At 75.1% G+C, this 16,173-nt stretch carries 14 protein-coding genes; 6 read left to right on the top strand and 8 right to left on the bottom strand.

Features of this window, described 5'->3' with window-relative positions:
* Positions 1–3: 3 nt before the first annotated feature.
* Positions 4–2,364, bottom strand: coding sequence for an FHA domain-containing protein (locus tag AC069X_RS03065; protein WP_478724475.1), 2,361 nt, complete (start codon positions 2,362–2,364; stop codon positions 4–6).
* Positions 2,365–2,524: 160 nt separating this feature from the next.
* On the opposite strand from AC069X_RS03065, the gene AC069X_RS03060 reads away from it, so the two are divergent.
* From AC069X_RS03060 to AC069X_RS03040, 5 genes are all read left to right on the top strand, one after another.
* Entirely contained in the window at positions 2,525–3,592 is a 1,068-nt protein-coding gene (locus tag AC069X_RS03060; RefSeq protein ID WP_478724473.1) for a cation diffusion facilitator family transporter, read from the top strand.
* Between the two features lie 72 nt (positions 3,593–3,664).
* Positions 3,665–4,150: an NUDIX hydrolase gene (locus AC069X_RS03055; protein ID WP_478724471.1), complete on the top strand. Its 486-nt coding sequence runs from the start codon at positions 3,665–3,667 to the stop codon at positions 4,148–4,150.
* 48 nt (positions 4,151–4,198) lie between these two features.
* The gene (locus AC069X_RS03050) at positions 4,199–5,455 is read left to right on the top strand and encodes a Tm-1-like ATP-binding domain-containing protein (RefSeq protein ID WP_478724469.1); all 1,257 of its coding nucleotides are present in this window, start codon (positions 4,199–4,201) and stop codon (positions 5,453–5,455) included.
* Positions 5,456–5,584: 129 nt separating this feature from the next.
* Complete coding sequence (locus AC069X_RS03045; RefSeq protein ID WP_478724467.1) at positions 5,585–7,198, top strand: serine/threonine-protein kinase; 1,614 nt, start codon at positions 5,585–5,587, stop codon at positions 7,196–7,198.
* The gene (locus tag AC069X_RS03040; protein ID WP_478724465.1) at positions 7,195–7,806 is read left to right on the top strand and encodes a hypothetical protein; all 612 of its coding nucleotides are present in this window, start codon (positions 7,195–7,197) and stop codon (positions 7,804–7,806) included. Before AC069X_RS03045 ends, AC069X_RS03040 begins: the two co-directional genes overlap by 4 nt.
* On the opposite strand, the gene AC069X_RS03035 is transcribed toward AC069X_RS03040, so the two are convergent.
* Both AC069X_RS03035 and AC069X_RS03030 read right to left on the bottom strand, forming a co-directional pair.
* Entirely contained in the window at positions 7,784–8,110 is a 327-nt protein-coding gene (locus AC069X_RS03035) for a DUF6191 domain-containing protein (RefSeq protein WP_478724463.1), read from the bottom strand. The genes AC069X_RS03040 and AC069X_RS03035 overlap by 23 nt on opposite strands.
* A gap of 388 nt (positions 8,111–8,498) precedes the next feature.
* On the bottom strand, positions 8,499–9,788 hold the full coding sequence (locus tag AC069X_RS03030) for an ATP-binding protein (protein WP_478724461.1): 1,290 nt from the start codon (positions 9,786–9,788) through the stop codon (positions 8,499–8,501).
* Positions 9,789–9,948: 160 nt separating this feature from the next.
* Here AC069X_RS03030 and AC069X_RS03025 point away from each other — a divergent pair, with 160 nt between their 5' ends.
* Positions 9,949–11,442 carry a glycosyltransferase family 39 protein gene (locus AC069X_RS03025; RefSeq protein ID WP_478724459.1) on the top strand — a complete coding sequence of 498 codons (1,494 nt, stop codon included), beginning with the start codon at positions 9,949–9,951 and terminating at the stop codon, positions 11,440–11,442.
* Positions 11,443–11,796: 354 nt separating this feature from the next.
* On the opposite strand, the gene AC069X_RS03020 is transcribed toward AC069X_RS03025, so the two are convergent.
* The 5 genes from AC069X_RS03020 to AC069X_RS03000 form a co-directional block, all read right to left on the bottom strand.
* Positions 11,797–11,967 carry a hypothetical protein gene (locus tag AC069X_RS03020; protein WP_478724457.1) on the bottom strand — a complete coding sequence of 57 codons (171 nt, stop codon included), beginning with the start codon at positions 11,965–11,967 and terminating at the stop codon, positions 11,797–11,799.
* A gap of 51 nt (positions 11,968–12,018) precedes the next feature.
* Positions 12,019–12,525 carry an NUDIX hydrolase gene (locus AC069X_RS03015; RefSeq protein ID WP_478724455.1) on the bottom strand — a complete coding sequence of 169 codons (507 nt, stop codon included), beginning with the start codon at positions 12,523–12,525 and terminating at the stop codon, positions 12,019–12,021.
* Between the two features lie 106 nt (positions 12,526–12,631).
* Positions 12,632–14,257, bottom strand: a complete 1,626-nt coding sequence (gene lnt, locus AC069X_RS03010) for an apolipoprotein N-acyltransferase (RefSeq protein WP_478724453.1) — start codon at positions 14,255–14,257, stop codon at positions 12,632–12,634.
* Positions 14,258–14,310: 53 nt separating this feature from the next.
* Positions 14,311–14,826, bottom strand: a complete 516-nt coding sequence (locus AC069X_RS03005; protein ID WP_478724451.1) for a hypothetical protein — start codon at positions 14,824–14,826, stop codon at positions 14,311–14,313.
* A 123-nt stretch (positions 14,827–14,949) separates the two neighbouring features.
* Positions 14,950–16,125: an FAD-dependent oxidoreductase gene (locus AC069X_RS03000; RefSeq protein ID WP_478724449.1), complete on the bottom strand. Its 1,176-nt coding sequence runs from the start codon at positions 16,123–16,125 to the stop codon at positions 14,950–14,952.
* Positions 16,126–16,173 lie beyond the last annotated feature (48 nt).

The raw sequence follows: 16,173 nt of genomic DNA, 5'->3' as shown, positions 1-16,173 counted from the left end.
GGCCTACTTCCGCATCACGGCGGGCTCGTGGCGCCGCAGCAGCCGCGCGACCAGCAGCGCGAAGAGCACGGACAGGGCGACGAGCATGCCTATGTCCAGCAGCCAGACCCCGGCGGAGTGGGCGAAGAGGGGGTCGTCGGTGAGGGGGCCGGGCACGATCCGGCCGAGGTCGACGGTCGCGGCCATGGCGCCGAGCGCCCAGCGGGAGGGCACCAGCCAGGCCAGCTGGCCGATGACGGGTACGCCGTCGAGCTGGAGCAGGGCCCCGCAGAAGACCACCTGCACGATGGCGAGGAGGACCAGCAGGGGCATGGTGACCTCCTCCTTCCTGACCAGGGCGGAGACCAGCAGGCCGAGCATCATCGCGGTGAAGGAGAGCAGGGCGACGGCCAGGGTGATCTCGGCGAGGCGGGGCAGGAGGACGCCGGTGGCGCCGGGCGGGCCGAGCCGCACTCCGTAGAGGCCGACGAGCGTCAGGACGACGGCCTGGGCGACGGTGATCGCGCCGAGGACGACCACCTTCGACATCAGGTAGGCGGCCCGGGAGAGTCCGACGGCGCGTTCGCGCCGGTAGATGCCCCTTTCCTTGACGAGTTCGCGGACGGCGTTGGCCGCTCCGGTCAGGACCCCGCCGACGCACAGGATGAGCAGGGCGTTGATCGCCGTCTCCTGGGTGAGGGCGCTGCCGGCCAGGGCGCGGGCCATGGCGCCCATCACGAACGGCAGCGCGATCATGATGGCGAGGAAGGTGCGGTCGGCGGAGAGCGCGGTGGCGTACCGGCGGACCAGGGTGGAGAGCTGGGCGCGGCCGCTCTGCGCCTTGGGCGGCGGGTCGGCGAAGCCGGCCGGTCCGGGCGGTCCGGGGTCCTGGGCGCGGGGGCGGCGGGCGGCGCCCGCCACGTAGGCGCGGTGCTGGGGGGAGGCCGCGTACTGGCCGGCCCAGTCGCGGTCGCGCTGGCTCTCGAAGGCCTCGAAGGCCTCGGGCCACTGGTCGAAGCCGAAGAAGCCGAGGGTCTCCCCCGGGGGTCCGTACCAGGCGACGCGGCCGCCGGGGGCGAGGACGAGGAGCCGGTCGCAGACGTCGAGGCTGAGGACGCTGTGGGTGACGACGATGACGGTGCGGCCGTCGTCGGCGAGGTCTCGGAGCATGTGCATGACCGAGCGGTCCATGCCGGGGTCGAGGCCGGAGGTGGGTTCGTCGAGGAAGAGCAGGGAGGGCTTGGTGAGCAGTTCGAGGGCGACGGAGACGCGTTTGCGCTGGCCTCCGGAGAGGCTGTGGATGGGCTGGTCGGCGCGTTGTCCGAGGCCGAGTTCGGCGATGACCTCGTCGACCCGGGCCAGCCGTTCGGCCTTGGCGGTGTCCTGGGGGAAGCGCAGTTCGGCGGCGTAGGCGAGGGCGCGGCGGACGGTGAGCTGGGCGTGCAGGATGTCGTCCTGCGGGACGAGTCCGATGCGGGAGCGCAGTTCGGCGTAGTCGCGGTAGAGGTCGCGGCCGTCGTAGAGGACGGTGCCGTGGTCGGCGGGGCGCAGTCCGGTGAGGGCGCCGAGGAGGGTGGACTTCCCGGCGCCGCTGGGGCCGACGACGGCGAGCAGGCATTTGCCGCCGACGGGGAAGGAGACGTGGTCCAGGAGGGTCTTGCGGCCGTGGTCGACGGCGACGGCGAGGTCCTGGACGTCGAGGGAGACCTCGCCGGTGTCGGTGTACTCCTGGAGCTGGTCGCCGACGAGGCAGAAGGCGGAGTGGCCGATGCCGATGATGTCGCCCTCGGTGACGGGGGCGACGTCGACGGGGGCGCCGTTGAGGTAGGTGCCGTTGTGGCTGCCGAGGTCGGCGATCTCGTACGTGCCGTCGGCGAGGGCGCGCAGTTCGGCGTGCCGGCGGGAGACGACGAGGTCGTCGATGACGAGGTCGTTGCCGGGGGCGCGGCCGATGCGGACGGCGGCCCGGGAGGGGAGCGGCCGGATGCTGGTGGGGCGGCGGAAGGTTCCGGTCAGGGCCGGGTCGGCGACCCGGGAGGGGCGTGAGGCGGCGGCGCGGGGAGGCGTACGGCTGGTGAGGAGGGCGCGCGGGCCGTCCTGTGCGCTGCCGAAGCGCAGTTCGCTGCCGGGGCCGACGGCCAGTTCGCGGACGCGGTGGCCGTCGGCCCAGGTGCCGTTGGTGCTGTCCTCGTCCCGGAGGGTCCAGTGGTCGCCGTCGGGGCGCAGGACGGCGTGGTGCCAGGAGACGCGGGCGTCGTCGAGGCAGATCTCGCAGAGGGGGTCCCGGCCGACGTGGTAGGTCCGGCCCGGGCTCATCTCGGTGGAGCCCATGGCGGTTTCCAGGACGAGTTCGGGCGCGGTCGCCGCACCGGGCCGCTGGACCATGGACAGATTTTCCCATGAACCGCCGCAACCGGCAGAAGGGCCATCGCCGCAGGTCAGGCGGGTCTTATGGGGAATGACAACGGTCCCCGTTGCAGCCTTTGCCGATCTCGTCTCGGTGCGCTTCACTTCACGCGTCGGAACCGAACAAACGGGGGAAGCCATGAGCCGGCACGACCACGACCACGATCACGCGGACGGGCACACCGGAGCCGTCGGCGCCGGGCACGGGCACGGGCACGGCGGGCACGACCACGGGCCCGGCGGGCACAGCCACGGCGTGGACCCGGACGCGGACCGTCGCTGGCTGGCGATCGCGCTCGCCCTGATCGGCGGGTTCATGGCGATCGAGGTGGTCGTCGGCGTGATGGCCCACTCGCTGGCGCTGATCTCCGACGCCGCGCACATGCTGACGGACGCCGTCTCGATCGTCCTCGCGCTGATCGCGATGCGGCTGGCCGCGCGCCCGGCGCGGGGCGGTTTCACGTACGGACTCAAGCGGGCGGAGATACTCTCCGCGCAGGCCAACGGGCTGACCCTGCTCCTGCTGGCGGTGTGGCTCGCGTACGAGGCGGTGCAGCGGCTGCTGGACCCGCCGCCCGTGGAGGGCGGGGTGGTGCTGGTGACGGCGCTGGCCGGGATCGTGGTGAACGTGGGCGCGGCCTGGTGCATCTCGCGGGCGAACCGGTCCTCGCTCGCCGTGGAGGGCGCCTACCAGCACATCCTGAACGACCTGTTCGCCTTCATCGGGACGGCGGTGTCCGGTCTGATCGTGCTCACGACCGGTTTCGTGCAGGCCGACGCGATCGCCACGCTCGTGGTGGTGGCGCTGATGGTCAAGGCGGGGTACGGGCTGGTCCGCGAGTCGGGACGGATCTTCCTGGAGGCGGCCCCGGCGCACGTGGACCCGGACGCGGTCGGCGACCGCCTGGTGGCCCACGGGCCGGTGACCGAGGTGCACGACCTGCACATCTGGACGATCACCTCGGGCCAGGCGGCCCTGTCGGCGCACGTGCTGGTGGCGCCGGAGGGCGACTGCCACGCCGTGCGCCGCGACCTGGAGCTGATGCTGGCGAAGGAGTACGGGATCACGCACACCACCCTCCAGGTGGACCACGTCCAGGAGGAGCTGCTGTCGGTCGGCCGGGCGGGCGAGGACCCGGACGGCACGGACCCGCACTGCGCGGACGCCCACGGTCCGGTGCACCGCGAGGGGCCGCACGCGCACTGACGGCCGCCGACGGCGCCCGCCGTGGGGCGGACCGGCACTGAAGGGGGCTCCGGCGGGGCATGTATGGCCCCCGTGACGGATGCGACGAGGTACAAGCGGAGCGCCGGCCTGCTGCTGTTCCGCCGGACCGGGGAGCGGCACGGGGTGGAGGTGCTGCTCGGCCACATGGGCGGTCCCCTGTGGGCGGGCCGGGACGCGGGGGGCTGGGCGATCCCGAAGGGCGAGTACGGGCCGGACGAGACGCCCCGGGACGCGGCCCGCCGGGAGTTCACCGAGGAGCTGGGGGTGCCGCCGCCGGAGGGGGAGTACCTGCCGCTGGGCGACGTACGGCTGACCAGCGGCAAGCTCGTGACCATCTGGGCGGTGGAGGCGGACCTCGACCCCGCGCTGACCGCGCCGGGCACCTTCACGATGGAGTGGCCCCCGCACTCCGGGGTGGAGCGTGAGTTCCCCGAGCTGGACCGGGTGGCCTGGTTCGCTCCCCCACTCGCGCGAAACAAGCTGATTGTCAGTCAAATTCCGTTCCTGGAGCGCCTATTGGTGCTATTGGCGGATTGACCTGACCTTTACTTGCCAACAAACCCCACCTGCGTGGACATTGCACATATGACGAACGTCGTGCTGGTGGGAACCCTGGACACCAAGGGTGTCGAGTACGGCTGGCTGCGCGAGAAGCTGCTGCGCGCCGGCGTCGAAGTGGTGCTGGTGGACACGGGGATCATGGGAGAACCCCGGGTGCCCGCGGACGTGCCGCGTGAAGCGGTGGCACGGGCCGCGGGCACGGAACTGTCGGAACTCCGCGCGGTCGCCGACCGGGGCGCGGCCGTGACGGCCATGGCCCGGGGCGCCGAGGCGGCCCTCTTACGCCTGCACGCCGAAGGCCGGCTGCACGGTGTGCTCGCGATCGGCGGGAGCGGCGGCACCTCGATCGCGACGCGGGCCATGCGGGCGCTGCCCCTGGGCGTGCCGAAGGTGATGGTCTCCTCGATGGCGTCCGGGGACGTGTCCCCGTACGTGGGCTCCGCGGACATCACCATGATGTACAGCGTGGTCGACATCGCCGGGATCAACAGCGTCTCGGCGCCGGTGCTGGCCAACGCCGCGGAGGCCGTGGCCGGGATGGCGAAGGCCTACGCGCGCGCCGCGCTGGACCGCAGCCGGCCGGCCCGCCTCGGCAGCGGATCGAGGCCGCTGGTGGCGGCGAGCATGGCCGGAGTGACCACGACCGGAGTCGACGCGGCCCGGGAGCGGCTGGAGGAGCTGGGGTACGAGGTCCTGGTCTTCCACGTCAGCGGCGCGGGCGGGCGCACCCTGGAGACGCTGGCCGGGCAGGGCGTCTTCGCGGGGGTGCTGGACCTGACGCTGAGCGAACTCGCCGACGACCTGTGCGGCGGCATCCTCACCGCCGGCCCCGACCGGCTGAGCGCGGCCGGGCGGGCCGGGATCCCACAGGTGGTGAGCCTGGGGGCGCTGGACATGGTGAAATTCGGGCCGCTGGAGACCCTGCCCGAACGGGCCCGCTACCGCCGGGTCCGCGTCCACAACCCATCGATCACGGTGGTCCGTACGACCGAGTCCGAGTGCGCGGAGCTCGGACGGCGGGTCGCCGCCAAGCTGCGCGCCGCAACCGGGCCGACGGCGGTGTGCGTGCCGCTGCGGGGGCTGTCCACACTGGGCGCGCCGGGCGGGCCGTACCACGACCCCGGGGCGGACCTGGCGCTGTTCTCGGCGCTGCGCGAGGGGCTGCGCGGCAGCGCCGCCCGGCTGTACGACTACGACACCCACATCAACGACCCGGCGTTCGGGACGGCGGCCGCCGACCGGCTGCACGCGATGATCGGGGCGGTGTCGGCGGCGGCCTGACCGGCATACGAGACGCGCGCCGGATTGGGAACCGGCCGTGGCGGAAAAGTGTCCCAGGTGGTGGCCGGTCGGGGGACGACCGGCCGGCCGCCCCCGGGCGGCCGGTGACGCCACGGACGGGGGCGCGTGATGGGCGACGGCTGGACGGTACCCGGTTACACGGAGGTCCGTGAGCTCGGCGCGGGCGGCAGCGGCCGGGTCGTGCTCGCGCTGCACGACGCCACCGGCACGGCCGTCGCGGTGAAGTACCTCAGCGAGCGGCTGCGGGAGGACCCCGCCTTCGTCCGGGAGTTCCGGGCCGAGGCCCGGCTGCTGGGCGGGCTCGTGTCCCCGTACGTGGTGGGCCTGTACGAGTACGTCGAGGCCCCGGGCGGGGCGGCCATCGTGATGGAGCTGGTCGACGGGATCTCGCTGCGCGCCGTGCTGAGGGAGTCGGGGCGGGCGGACGCCGCGGCGGCGCTGGTGGTGCTGAAGGGCTCCCTGCTCGGGCTGGCCGCCGCCCACCGGGCGGGCGTCGTGCACCGCGACTACAAGCCGGAGAACGTCCTGGTCGCGCCCGACGGCTCCTCCAAACTGGTGGACTTCGGGATCGCCGCGGGCCGGGGCACCACCCCCGGGGTGGCGGGCACCCCCGCCTACATGGCCCCCGAGCAGTGGCAGGGCCAGCCGGCCTCGCCCACGGCCGACGTGTACGCGGCCACCGCGACCTTCTTCGAGTGCCTGACGGGCCGCAAGCCCTACGACGGGGCGAACTTCGCGGAGCTCGCCGTCCAGCACATCGAGGCCCCGGTGCCGGAGACGGAGGCGCCCGAGCCGGTGCGCCCGCTCATCCGCCGGGGCCTGGCCAAGCGGCCGGAGCAGCGCCCGGAGAACGCCGAGGCGTTCGTGGCGGAGCTGGAGGCGGTGGCGGTGGCCGCGTACGGACCCGGGTGGGAGGAGCGCGGGCAGCGCAAGCTCGCCGCACTGGCGGCGCTGCTGCCGCTGCTGTTCCCCTCGGCCGGCGCGGCGGCGGGCACCACGGCGGTGGCCACCACCTCGGTCGGCGGCGGCTCCGGCTGGGCCCCGGGGCGCGGCGGCTGGCTGGCGACGGGTCTGGCGCTGGTGCTGGGGGCGGTGCTGGTGCTCACGACGGACGCGGGCGCCGGCACCCCGCCGCCCTCGGCGCTCAGCGACTTCGCCACGACGAGCCCGGCCCCGCCGGGGACGGCGTCGCCCGCACCCGGGCCGTCCGCCTCCCCTTCGCCGTCGGCGAGCCCGTCGGCGTCCCCTTCCCCCAGCGCCCCGCCCTCCCCGACGCCGGCGCCCACGCACACGCCCACGCCTTCGCACCCGGGGAGCGCGAGCCCTTCGGCGAGCCCGACCCCGAAACCGACGGTGAGCCACACCCCGACGCCGACGCCCTCCCCCACGCTGCGGGTGGGCAAGGTCGGCGTCGTGCTCAAGCCGGGCGTCTACCGGGGCGAGGCGACCGTCTCGGTGGCGGCCCAGGGCAGCGGCCCGGTCACGGTCGTGCTGGAGTGGTTCCTCGGCGGCTCCCAGGGCGCCTACTCCCACCCCGACGGCACCGACACCGTCGTCGTCCAGGCGGGCTCCGCGGCCTCCGTGGTGCGGAGCCACGTCTTCAGCCGGGGCCACGGCTGCTACGGCGGGGTCCGGGTCACCACCAAGCCGGCCGCGGCGAGCGGTCCGGCCGCCGCCTCCGCACTGCTGTACCGCTGCCAGGACATGGAGCCCCCGCGATGAACGATCCGCGCGCCCCGCAGGACCCCGGGGACGACTACAGCGCCACCGTGCTCGGCAGCCACTGGTTCAGCGGTCCGCCGCCCCCGGCGGACGCCGCGCCCGACCGGGTCGAGGGTTCCGTGCTGCGGTTCGGGCCGGGTGTGACGGCGGCCATGGCCCCGCCCTTCCCCGTCCGTCCGGGCCCGGCCGGGCCGCGGCCGCCCGCGCGGCGCGGCGGGGGCTGGCGGCGGTACGTCCTGGCGGCCGTGGTGCTGGCGGCGGTGCTCGGGTACCTGGGCTGGCAGCGGTTCGGGCCGGCCGTCGAGGTGCGGGAGCTGTCGGTGGCCACCGACCCGCGGGGCCCCGGGTGCGACGCGGCCGCCGATGTGGTGGCCGTCGTACGCACCAACGGGCGCCCCGGGATCCTGCGCTACCGCTGGGTCCGCAGCGACGGCACCCGGTCGGAGGAGCTGACGGAGCGGGTGCCCGGCGGGCGCGAGGAGGCCACGCTGCACCTGATGTGGACCTTCCAGGGCAGGGGCAGCTACCCGGCGCGGGCCGAGCTCCAGCTGCTGGCGCCGGTGGAGCGGACGGCGGCGGCCGAGTTCACCTACCGGTGCCCCCGGTAGCGGGGAGCCGGATGACGGCACGGCCGGCGTCGAGGTCGACCCGGGAGTGCGGCGGCGCGCCGTCCTCCTCGTCGTCGCGCATGACGAGGGCGCTCTGCCGTTGCTTCAGCTCGTGCTGCTTGCCGGGTGAGAGGCCGGCGTGGAGCTGCTCGAAGCCGGTGGAGGAGATCTGGCCCTGGCGGCCGTTCCACCGCCAGGGCAGCAGTCCGGCGCGGCCGGCGCGCAGGAGCGCGAGGTCCGCGAAGGCCATCGCGGTGAGCAGCAGTGCCAGTCCCGGCAGGGTCATGAAGATGACGAAGGCCATGGCCGGACCGTAGCCCACCGGGCCCTCCGGCCCCAGGGGCAGGGACCGGAAGCAGTTCTTCCGGCCAGGGCGGGTGGGGCCTTCCGGCCGACGCGCCGCACCCGTCCGCGCTGGTTGACTCGAAGGCGTCGGCGAGGGCGTGCAGGACGCCCTCAGGCACCGCCTCGTGTCATGTTCCATCCGGAGATCCCGACCGGAACGTGGCCGTCCCCGCGGATGCCGTCCGTGCGGGAGGCCCGCGGCCGCTTTGGGGAGCGGCCGCGGGCCGTTTCGCGTTCCCGCCCCCCGCCGCAACCGGGGGACGGTGTCCGTGGGGAGCGCCCGGCGGGACGGCGCCGGGCGCTCCGGGTCCGGACGGCCTGCGTCCGGAAGATGCGGGCGACAGGCCCTAGAACCGCGCGTGTGCGGTGATGTCGGCCTGGAACTCGCCGGTCATCGCGGGGGTCACCGTCGGCCTGCACTGCGCCGCGGCCGCCAGGTAGTCCGCCGTGGTGGCACCCAGCTGCGCGGCGGACACTCCGCGCGCGCCCACCGCCTCCAGGTCGCGCTCGAAGGACACCTGCGCGGCGATCCGTGCGGCGTGCTCGATGTCGGCCGGGGTGAACAGCTCGGTCGCCGCCACCAGCGCCGCCACGTCCACGTCGGACCGTCCGGCCGTGTAGCGCGACCAGATCGCGGCGCGCGCCCCGGCGTCGGGCGTGCCGATGGGGATCAGGTAGTCGAAGCGGCCGGGGCGCAGGAACGCCGGGTCGAGGGAGCGGATGGAGTTGGTCGCGCAGACCAGCAGCCGTTCGTCGCCCTCCCGGAAGCCCGGGATCAGCTTCAGCAGCTCGTTCGTCACCCCGTGGATGCCGCCCGGCTGCGCCGGCTCGGTGCGCACGGGCGCGATCTCCTCGACCTCGTCGATGAAGACGAGGACCCGCTCCAGCTCGGCGATCCGGGCGAAGGCGTGGCGCAGCGCCGCGGCGAGGTTGCCCTCGTCGGCGAGGCGGGAGGGCAGCAGCTCCACGAAGGGCCAGCCCAGCCGGGAGGCGATGCCCCGGGCGAAGGTGGTCTTGCCGGTGCCGGGCGGCCCGAAGAGGGTGATCGCGCGTGGCGGCCGCACCCCGTGGGCGGCGGCCCGCTCCGGCTCGGCGAGCGGGAGCACCACGCGCCGTTCGATGAGCTCCTTCTCCTTCTCCATGCCGGCGACCTTGGTCCACAGGTCGTTGGGCAGGAAGCGGCCGCCGAGGTCGTCGAGGAGGCCGGCCGCCGGTCCGTGCAGCGGCTCGGTCTTCTCGAAGTAGGCGACGGCGGGCTGCCGGGTGTAGCCCGCGTTGAGCAGGCCCTCGCCGAGCAGGTCCTCCTCGGGCAGGACGTAGGCGATCCGGCCGACGCGGGCGGCGATCAGGCGCCGTTCCAGCTCGACGAGGAGGGCGCTGGCCAGTCCCCGGCCGCGCCAGCCGGAGGCGATCGCGATGCGCATCACCCAGGCACGCTCGCCGGTGACGCCGGCGAGGGCCGCCCCGATCGGCACGCCCTGGTGGACGGCGACGACGCAGGGCTGGCGGTCGGTCAGCGCGCTGATGCACTCGGCGAGCGAGAAGACGGACTCCTGGCCCAGTTCGGCCGTGGTGTCTATGAGATGGACCACCGCCGCGAGATCGCTCTCGCGGTAGTCGTGGATGAGCCAATTCACTCGGTACCGCCCCTCGTTCGTGCTCCTGCGGTGAGGCTAGGGGGGTGCGGGCCCGGCGTTCACGCACCGCGGTGCACAACACCCGGCCGGGAAGTCCGCCGCGGCGTCCATAGACTGGGATCTTCCGCCGAAGCCGCCCCGCGAGGACCCGAGCACCTTCATGACATCCGACATACCCGACGGCATACGCACCGGTACGCGGGACGGCGTGCCGGCCGGCCGGCGGCGGCACCTCGTGTGGCTGCTGCCGTTCCTGTGGACCCTCGGGTTCGGTCTGTGGGGGCTGTCCCGGCAGGACAGCGTGTGGCGGGACGAGGCGGCGACCTGGCAGGTGGCGGGGCGGCCGGCGGGCGACATCTGGGCGATGCTCGCCAACGTGGACGCCGTGCACGGGCTGTACTACCTGCTGATGCACGGCCTCTTCGAGCTGTTCGGGGCGAGTACGGCGACCCTGCGGCTGCCGTCCGTGCTGGCCGTGGCGGTGGCTGCGGCGTGCGTGGCGCTGACCGGTCGGCGGCTGGCGGGTCCCTGGGCCGGACTCGGGGGCGGGCTGGCGCTCGGGCTGCTGCCGGCGGTGCAGTTCTACCTCCAGGAGGGCCGGCCGTACGCGCTGGTCGCGGCCGGGGCCGGGCTCTCGACGCTGCTGCTGGTGTCACTGCTGGACGGCGGGCCCGGGTCGCGGGGGTGGCCGCGCTGGGCGGCGTACGGGTTCCTCGTGCTGCTGTGCGCGCTGCTGAACTGGCTCTCGCTGCTGTTGCTGCCCGCGCACGCGGTGACCCTGTGGTGGGTGCGGGCCGGGCGCGGGACGTGGCTGGGCTGGGCCGGGTCCGCGACGGCCGCGCTGGCGGGGGCCCTGCCGCTGGTCCTGTTCAGCCGGACCCAGTCCGAGCAGGTGTCGTGGATACCGCCGCTGACCTGGCACATGCTCATCGGGCCGGGGATCCTGCTGGCCGTCGGCGCCCTCGGGGCCCTCGCCGACCGGCCGGGGCGCGGCCGGCTCTCGGCGGCGGCGGTGGGGCTGCCGCTGCTGGCGGTGCCGCAGCTGGGCCTGATCGGGCTGTCGCTGGCGCAGCCGTTGTTCCTGGACCGGTACGTGCTGTTCAGCATGCTGGGTCTGGCCCTGCTGATCGGGGCCGCGCTCGCCGCCGCCGTACGGGCCTGCGCGCCCCGGCTGCCGAGGGCGTCGGCGCTGCTCGTGCCGGGGGTGGTCGGGATCGCGGTGGTGGCCCTGCTGCCGGTGGAGCTGGCCAAGCGGGCCCCGGCCAGCCGGGTCGACGACGTCCTGGCGGTCGCCGGTGAGGTGGCCCGGCTGAAGGGGCACGGGGACGCGGTGCTCTTCGTACCGGCCGCAAGGCGGGACACGGCCCTCGTGTCGCCGGGGGCCTTCGCGGGCCTGGCGGACGTGGCGCTGGCCGAGGACCCGGTGGCGTCGGCGACGCTGAAGGGCGAGGAGACCGAGGACACCGCGCTGCTGCGGGCTCGGCTGCTGGAGCGGCGCCGGGTGCTGCTGGTGACAGACGCGGCGCGGGTGGCGAAGCCGTCGGGGGCGCGCCGGGACCAGGTGAAGGCGGCGGTGCTGCGGGAGCACTTCACGGTGGTGGAGGACCGGCAGGTGCGCGGGCGCCGGGTGACGGTGTACGAACGCACGCGGTAGGGGGCCCCGGGGGCCGGCGCGGGCGCGGTGGCCGGGGGCCGGGACGCGATGCGGCCGGACGCGATGCGGCCGGGAGCGGGCCGGCGCGGGGGCCGGGGCGGGGATTCACAGCGGATTCACACGGAACACCGGGCTCCGGGCACAGTTTCGCCGGGGAGGCTCGGGTGCATGATCCCTCGCACCCTCCCCCGACCGTCCGGCCGCCGCCGGGGGGGAGGACCCCGACGCGGACATCGAGTTCGCGACGGTCGCCCCGGCCGACGGGGCGGAGACCGGGTCCGTGGAGGACGTGGCCGGCGGCTTCCCGGTGGCGGCCGCCGGGCAGCCGGGGGACGTGACGGTGACCGTCGTCGGCTACCCGAGCACCGAGGACGCCCCGCTGCGCTGCTCGAACGCGACGAGCCTGTACTCCGCCACGCAGCGCCGCATCGACTGCCCCGCCCTCGGCGGCGGCACCAGCGGCAGCCCCTGGCTGGCGGACGGCGCGCTGGCCGGGGTGCTGGGCGGCCACGAGGGCGGCGGCACGGTCCCGGAGGTCTCCTACAGCGCGGTCATGGGCGGCGGGGCACTGGAGCTCTACCGCGAGGCCGCGGGCTGGACGGTCCCGGGCGTCGGTGCCTCGAACCAGGTCGGTTCCTCCGTCAGGGAGCGCCGGATGCGGTCCAGCGCGAACGGCTCCAGCGGCGGCAGGGCGTCCGGTTCGAACCAGGCCACCTCCAGCAGTTCCCCGTCCGCGGACCGGGGCTCGCCGCCGGTGGCCCGGCAGCGGAAGGTGATGTCCTGGAACTGGCAGACGTCGCCGTTGGGGTAGGTGACGGGTTCGAGCATCTGGACGAGGACCACCCGCTCGGGGACGCACCGCACGGCCGTCTCCTCGTACACCTCGCGGACCGCCGTCTCGGCCGGCTGCTCCCCCGGCTCGGCGATCCCGCCGACGACGGACCACTTCCCGGTGTCGGCCCGGCGCCCGAGCAGCAGCCGGCCCCGGTCGTCGACGACGACGGCGGTGACGCCGGGCAGCAGGAGCAGCCGGTGGCCCGCGCCGCTCGCCCTGATCTCGCGGATGAACTCGGGTGTGGTCATGCCCCGACCCTAGGGCCTGCCCGTCGTCAGACTGCCGTCGTCGCCCGCGGGGCAGACGGGAGTCTGACGACGGGGCCTGGGGTGTCCGGGCCGCCGCCGTGCGGCGTCATGCGGCCCGGCGGGCGCGGACCCGGCGGGTCAGCACCGCGCCCAGTCCGCCGGCCGCGGCCAGGAGCAGCGCGTACTCGGGCAGCGGGCCCAGGCGGGTGGCCGGGGTCTGCCCGGAGCGCAGCGGGACCTCGGCGACGAGGGCGTCGGCGGTGAACAGCTCCGTCCGCTGCGTGACCTTCCCGTCGGGCTGGATGACGGCGCTGACCCCGCTGGTCACGGGGACGAGGACGGTCCGGCTGTGTTCGACGGCGCGGATCCGGTCCATGGCCAGCTGCTGGTAGGTCATCTGGGTCCGGCCGAAGGTGGCGTTGTTGCTGGGCACCGCGATGACCTGGGCGCCGGCCTGGACGGTGGAGCGGACGGCGTCGTCGAACGCGGCCTCGTAGCAGGTGACCATGCCGATCCCGCTGCCCGCCATGTCGAAGACGCCGGGCTCCTTGCCGGGGCCGAAGTCGCGGCGGACGCGGTCCACGTCGGAGCTGAAGAGCCGGACGAAGGAGCGCATCGGGATGCGCTCGCCGAAGGGCTGGATCTTGCGCTTGTCGTAGGTGTCGGTGGGGCCCTTGACGGGGTCCCACAGGATCATCGTGTTGCGCAGCGGTCCGGTCTCGGGGGCGAGTACGGAGCCGATCGCGACGGGCACGCCGATGGCCTTGACCGCGTTGTCGATGACGGCGTAGGCGTCGGGCTGGGTGTACGGGTCGATGTCGGAGGAGTTCTCCGGCCACAGGACGAAGTCCGGCTTGGGGACGCGGCCGGCCTTGACGTCCTCGGCGAGCTGGACGGTGCGCTTGGCGTGGTTGTCGAGGACCTGGCGGCGCTGGGCGTTGAAGTCGAATCCGGCGCGCGGCACGTTGCCCTGGATGACCGCGGCCACGGCGGTGCCGTCCTCGGCGGCGGCGGAGATGAGCGGGCGGGCCGCGAAGGCCGCGCCGACCGGCGCGGCGACGGCGAGCGCGGCCAGGGCGGCGGCGGAGCTCCGGGGGTGGCTGCGGACCGTGCGCAGGACCTCGTACAGGCCGAAGCCGCACAGGGCGACGCCGAAGGAGAGCAGCGGGGTGCCGCCGAGGGCGGCGAGCGGGGTGAGGACGCCGTCGGCCTGTCCGAAGGCGAGCTTGCCCCAGGAGAACCCGCCGAAGGGCGCGCGGGCCCGCAGGGCCTCGCCGGCGGTCCAGACGGCGGCGCCCCACAGGGGCCATGCGGGCAGCCGGCCGACGAGGGCGACGCCGAGGCAGGTGAGGCCGATGAGGAGGGCTTCGAGGGTGACGAGGGCGATCCAGGGGACCGGGCCGACGCCCTCGCTGGTCCAGACGAGGAGCGGCAGCAGGAAGCCGGTGCCGAAGAGGAACCCGAGGCCGAACCCGGCCCGGGCGCGGCGGCCGCGCAGGCAGCCGGCGAGCAGGGCGAGGGCGAAGGGGGCCAGCCACCACAGGGGGCGGGGCGGGAAGCTGAGGTAGAGCAGCACCCCGGCGAGGGCGGCCAGGGCGGCGCGCACCAGCCAGGCGGCCTTGTGCTCCCCCTGCCGGGGGGAGGCGGCGGCTTCGGACGGGGCGACCGCGGTGGCCGGTCCGGCGGGCTGCGAGGGCTCGCTCTCGGCGGCGCGGGTGACACTGCTGCTCATCTGGCGGAGTGTACGTCCCCTCGCGCCGGGGACCGGCAAGGAGCCGCCGCGGGTCAGCGGGCGAGGGTGCGCAGGTGGGCGCGGATGACCCGAACGGCGTTCTCCGCGTCGTCGACGGTGACCGTGAACAGCTTGCCGTCGCCGAGCCGCAGCTCCACGCCCTCGCCGCGCCGGACGATCACGGCGGTGCCCTTCTCGGGGCGCCAGCGGTAGCCCCAGCCGCCCCACTGCTGCGGGGTGATGCGGGGGCGGAACTCGGCGGAGGCCACCTCGGCGAGCCGGATCTTGCGGCGGGGCAGTCCGATGTGGCCGCAGCGCACTTCCAGGGCCTCCGAGTCGACGGTGACCGCCACGTACACGAAGGCGAGGGTGCCGTAGAGGATGAGCAGCCCGGCCGCGAGGCAGCCGACCACGGACATCAGCAGCGGGACGAACCCGCCGGTCCAGGAGTTGTCGACGGCCAGCTCGATCCCCAGCGCGAGACAGGCCGCACCGGCTGCGGCGAGCAGCCACTGCGCACGGTTGGAGGCCCGGCCCGTCCAGAGGGGACCCGGGGGGTGACCCGTCATGAGCAGCAGCGTACTCAGGTTCCGCATGTCCGCCACCGCCTCTGCGCCACACGGCGCATCGCGCTCCGAGGGCTGGCGCCTGCCCTCGCCCGGTCCGGGCAAACGCGTCCGGGAACGGCCGGTCTACGAGGGCAGGAGGCCGACCAGGGCGTCGCGCAGGGCGGGGCGGCGGGTGTTCACGAAGCGGTGCAGGGTCCGCGAGCCGAGGGCCACGCGCTGGGCGCTGCGGCGGCGCTCCGCGTCGTACGCGCGCAGGGCGGCGGGCAGGCCGCCGCGGCCGTGGGCGGCGACGGCGCGGGTGAGGGCCTCGGCGTCGAGGAGGGCGGTGCAGGCGCCCTGGCCGAGGTTGGGGGTCATGGCGTGCGCGGCGTCGCCGACGAGGGCGATCCGTCCGGCGGCGGTGAAGGAGGGCAGCGCCGGGTGGAGGTGGCGCATGTCGTACCGGATCCAGGTCGCGGGGTCGGTCTCGGCGAGCACCCGCGGTACCGGGTCGTGCCAGCCCTCGAAGGCGGCCCGCAGGCCCGCGGCGGTGGTGCCCTCGGGGACGGTGGCGTACCAGTTGGTGCGGCCCGGCTCGACGGGGGTCATCCCGAAGAACCGGCCCTCGCCCCAGGTCTCCCCGTACACCCCGGTCTCGAAGCCCGCGATGCCGATCCAGGCGACGGTGCCGAGGGCGCGCACCCGGCTGCGGGTGCCGAAGTGGGCGGTGCGGACGACGCTGTTGATGCCGTCGGCGCCGACGACGAGGTCGGCGTCGAGGCCGGCGGGGTCGAGGCCGGCGGGGTCGGCGAGGCGCCGTCCGTACTCGACGTCCGCGCCGCCGAGCCGGCCGAGTTCGGCGAGCAGCACGTCGATCAGGTGGGGCCGGGCGACGAGGAGTTCGGGGCGGCCCGCCTTGCGTTCGACGCGGTCCAGGGGGAGGGCGGCGAGCACCCCGCCGTCCGGGCGCCGGATGTGGGCCCGGCGGTACGGGACGGCCCGCGCCCGGAGGGCGTCGCCGAGGCCGAGCCGGTCCAGGGCGGACTGGGCGGTGGGATGGATGCCGAAGGCGGTGCCGTAGCGCTCCGGCGCGGTACGGCCCTCCAGGACGCGTACGGACCAGCCGGCGCGGCGGAGCCCGATCGCGGTGGCGAGCCCGCCGACGCCCGCGCCGACGACGACGGCCGTGCCGGGGGCGGCGGCGGCCCGCGCCCCTGCGGCGTCCGCGCCCGTGGCCGCGTCGGCGCGCGCCGTGCCGTTCGTGTCGTTACAGCCGTTCGTGTCGTTCCAGCCGTTCGTGTCGTTCCGGCCGTTCTCCATGGCGAACCCCTCGTTCCGTCGGACCAGCAGGGACGTGCGAACCGCACA

The organism is Streptomyces sp. NPDC043896 (assembly GCF_056435605.1).
This window is presented reverse-complemented; position numbering and strand designations above follow the sequence as displayed.

Coding starts and splice junctions, on each gene's coding strand:
- AC069X_RS03065 (WP_478724475.1), bottom strand. CDS start 2,364: ATGGTCCAGCGGCCCGGTGCGGCGACCGCGCCCGAACTCGTCCTGGAA.
- AC069X_RS03060 (WP_478724473.1), top strand. CDS start 2,525: ATGAGCCGGCACGACCACGACCACGATCACGCGGACGGGCACACCGGA.
- AC069X_RS03050 (WP_478724469.1), top strand. CDS start 4,199: ATGACGAACGTCGTGCTGGTGGGAACCCTGGACACCAAGGGTGTCGAG.
- AC069X_RS03045 (WP_478724467.1), top strand. CDS start 5,585: ATGGGCGACGGCTGGACGGTACCCGGTTACACGGAGGTCCGTGAGCTC.
- AC069X_RS03040 (WP_478724465.1), top strand. CDS start 7,195: ATGAACGATCCGCGCGCCCCGCAGGACCCCGGGGACGACTACAGCGCC.
- AC069X_RS03035 (WP_478724463.1), bottom strand. CDS start 8,110: ATGGCCTTCGTCATCTTCATGACCCTGCCGGGACTGGCACTGCTGCTC.
- AC069X_RS03025 (WP_478724459.1), top strand. CDS start 9,949: ATGACATCCGACATACCCGACGGCATACGCACCGGTACGCGGGACGGC.
- AC069X_RS03015 (WP_478724455.1), bottom strand. CDS start 12,525: ATGACCACACCCGAGTTCATCCGCGAGATCAGGGCGAGCGGCGCGGGC.
- lnt (WP_478724453.1), bottom strand. CDS start 14,257: ATGAGCAGCAGTGTCACCCGCGCCGCCGAGAGCGAGCCCTCGCAGCCC.
- AC069X_RS03005 (WP_478724451.1), bottom strand. CDS start 14,826: ATGACGGGTCACCCCCCGGGTCCCCTCTGGACGGGCCGGGCCTCCAAC.
- AC069X_RS03000 (WP_478724449.1), bottom strand. CDS start 16,125: ATGGAGAACGGCCGGAACGACACGAACGGCTGGAACGACACGAACGGC.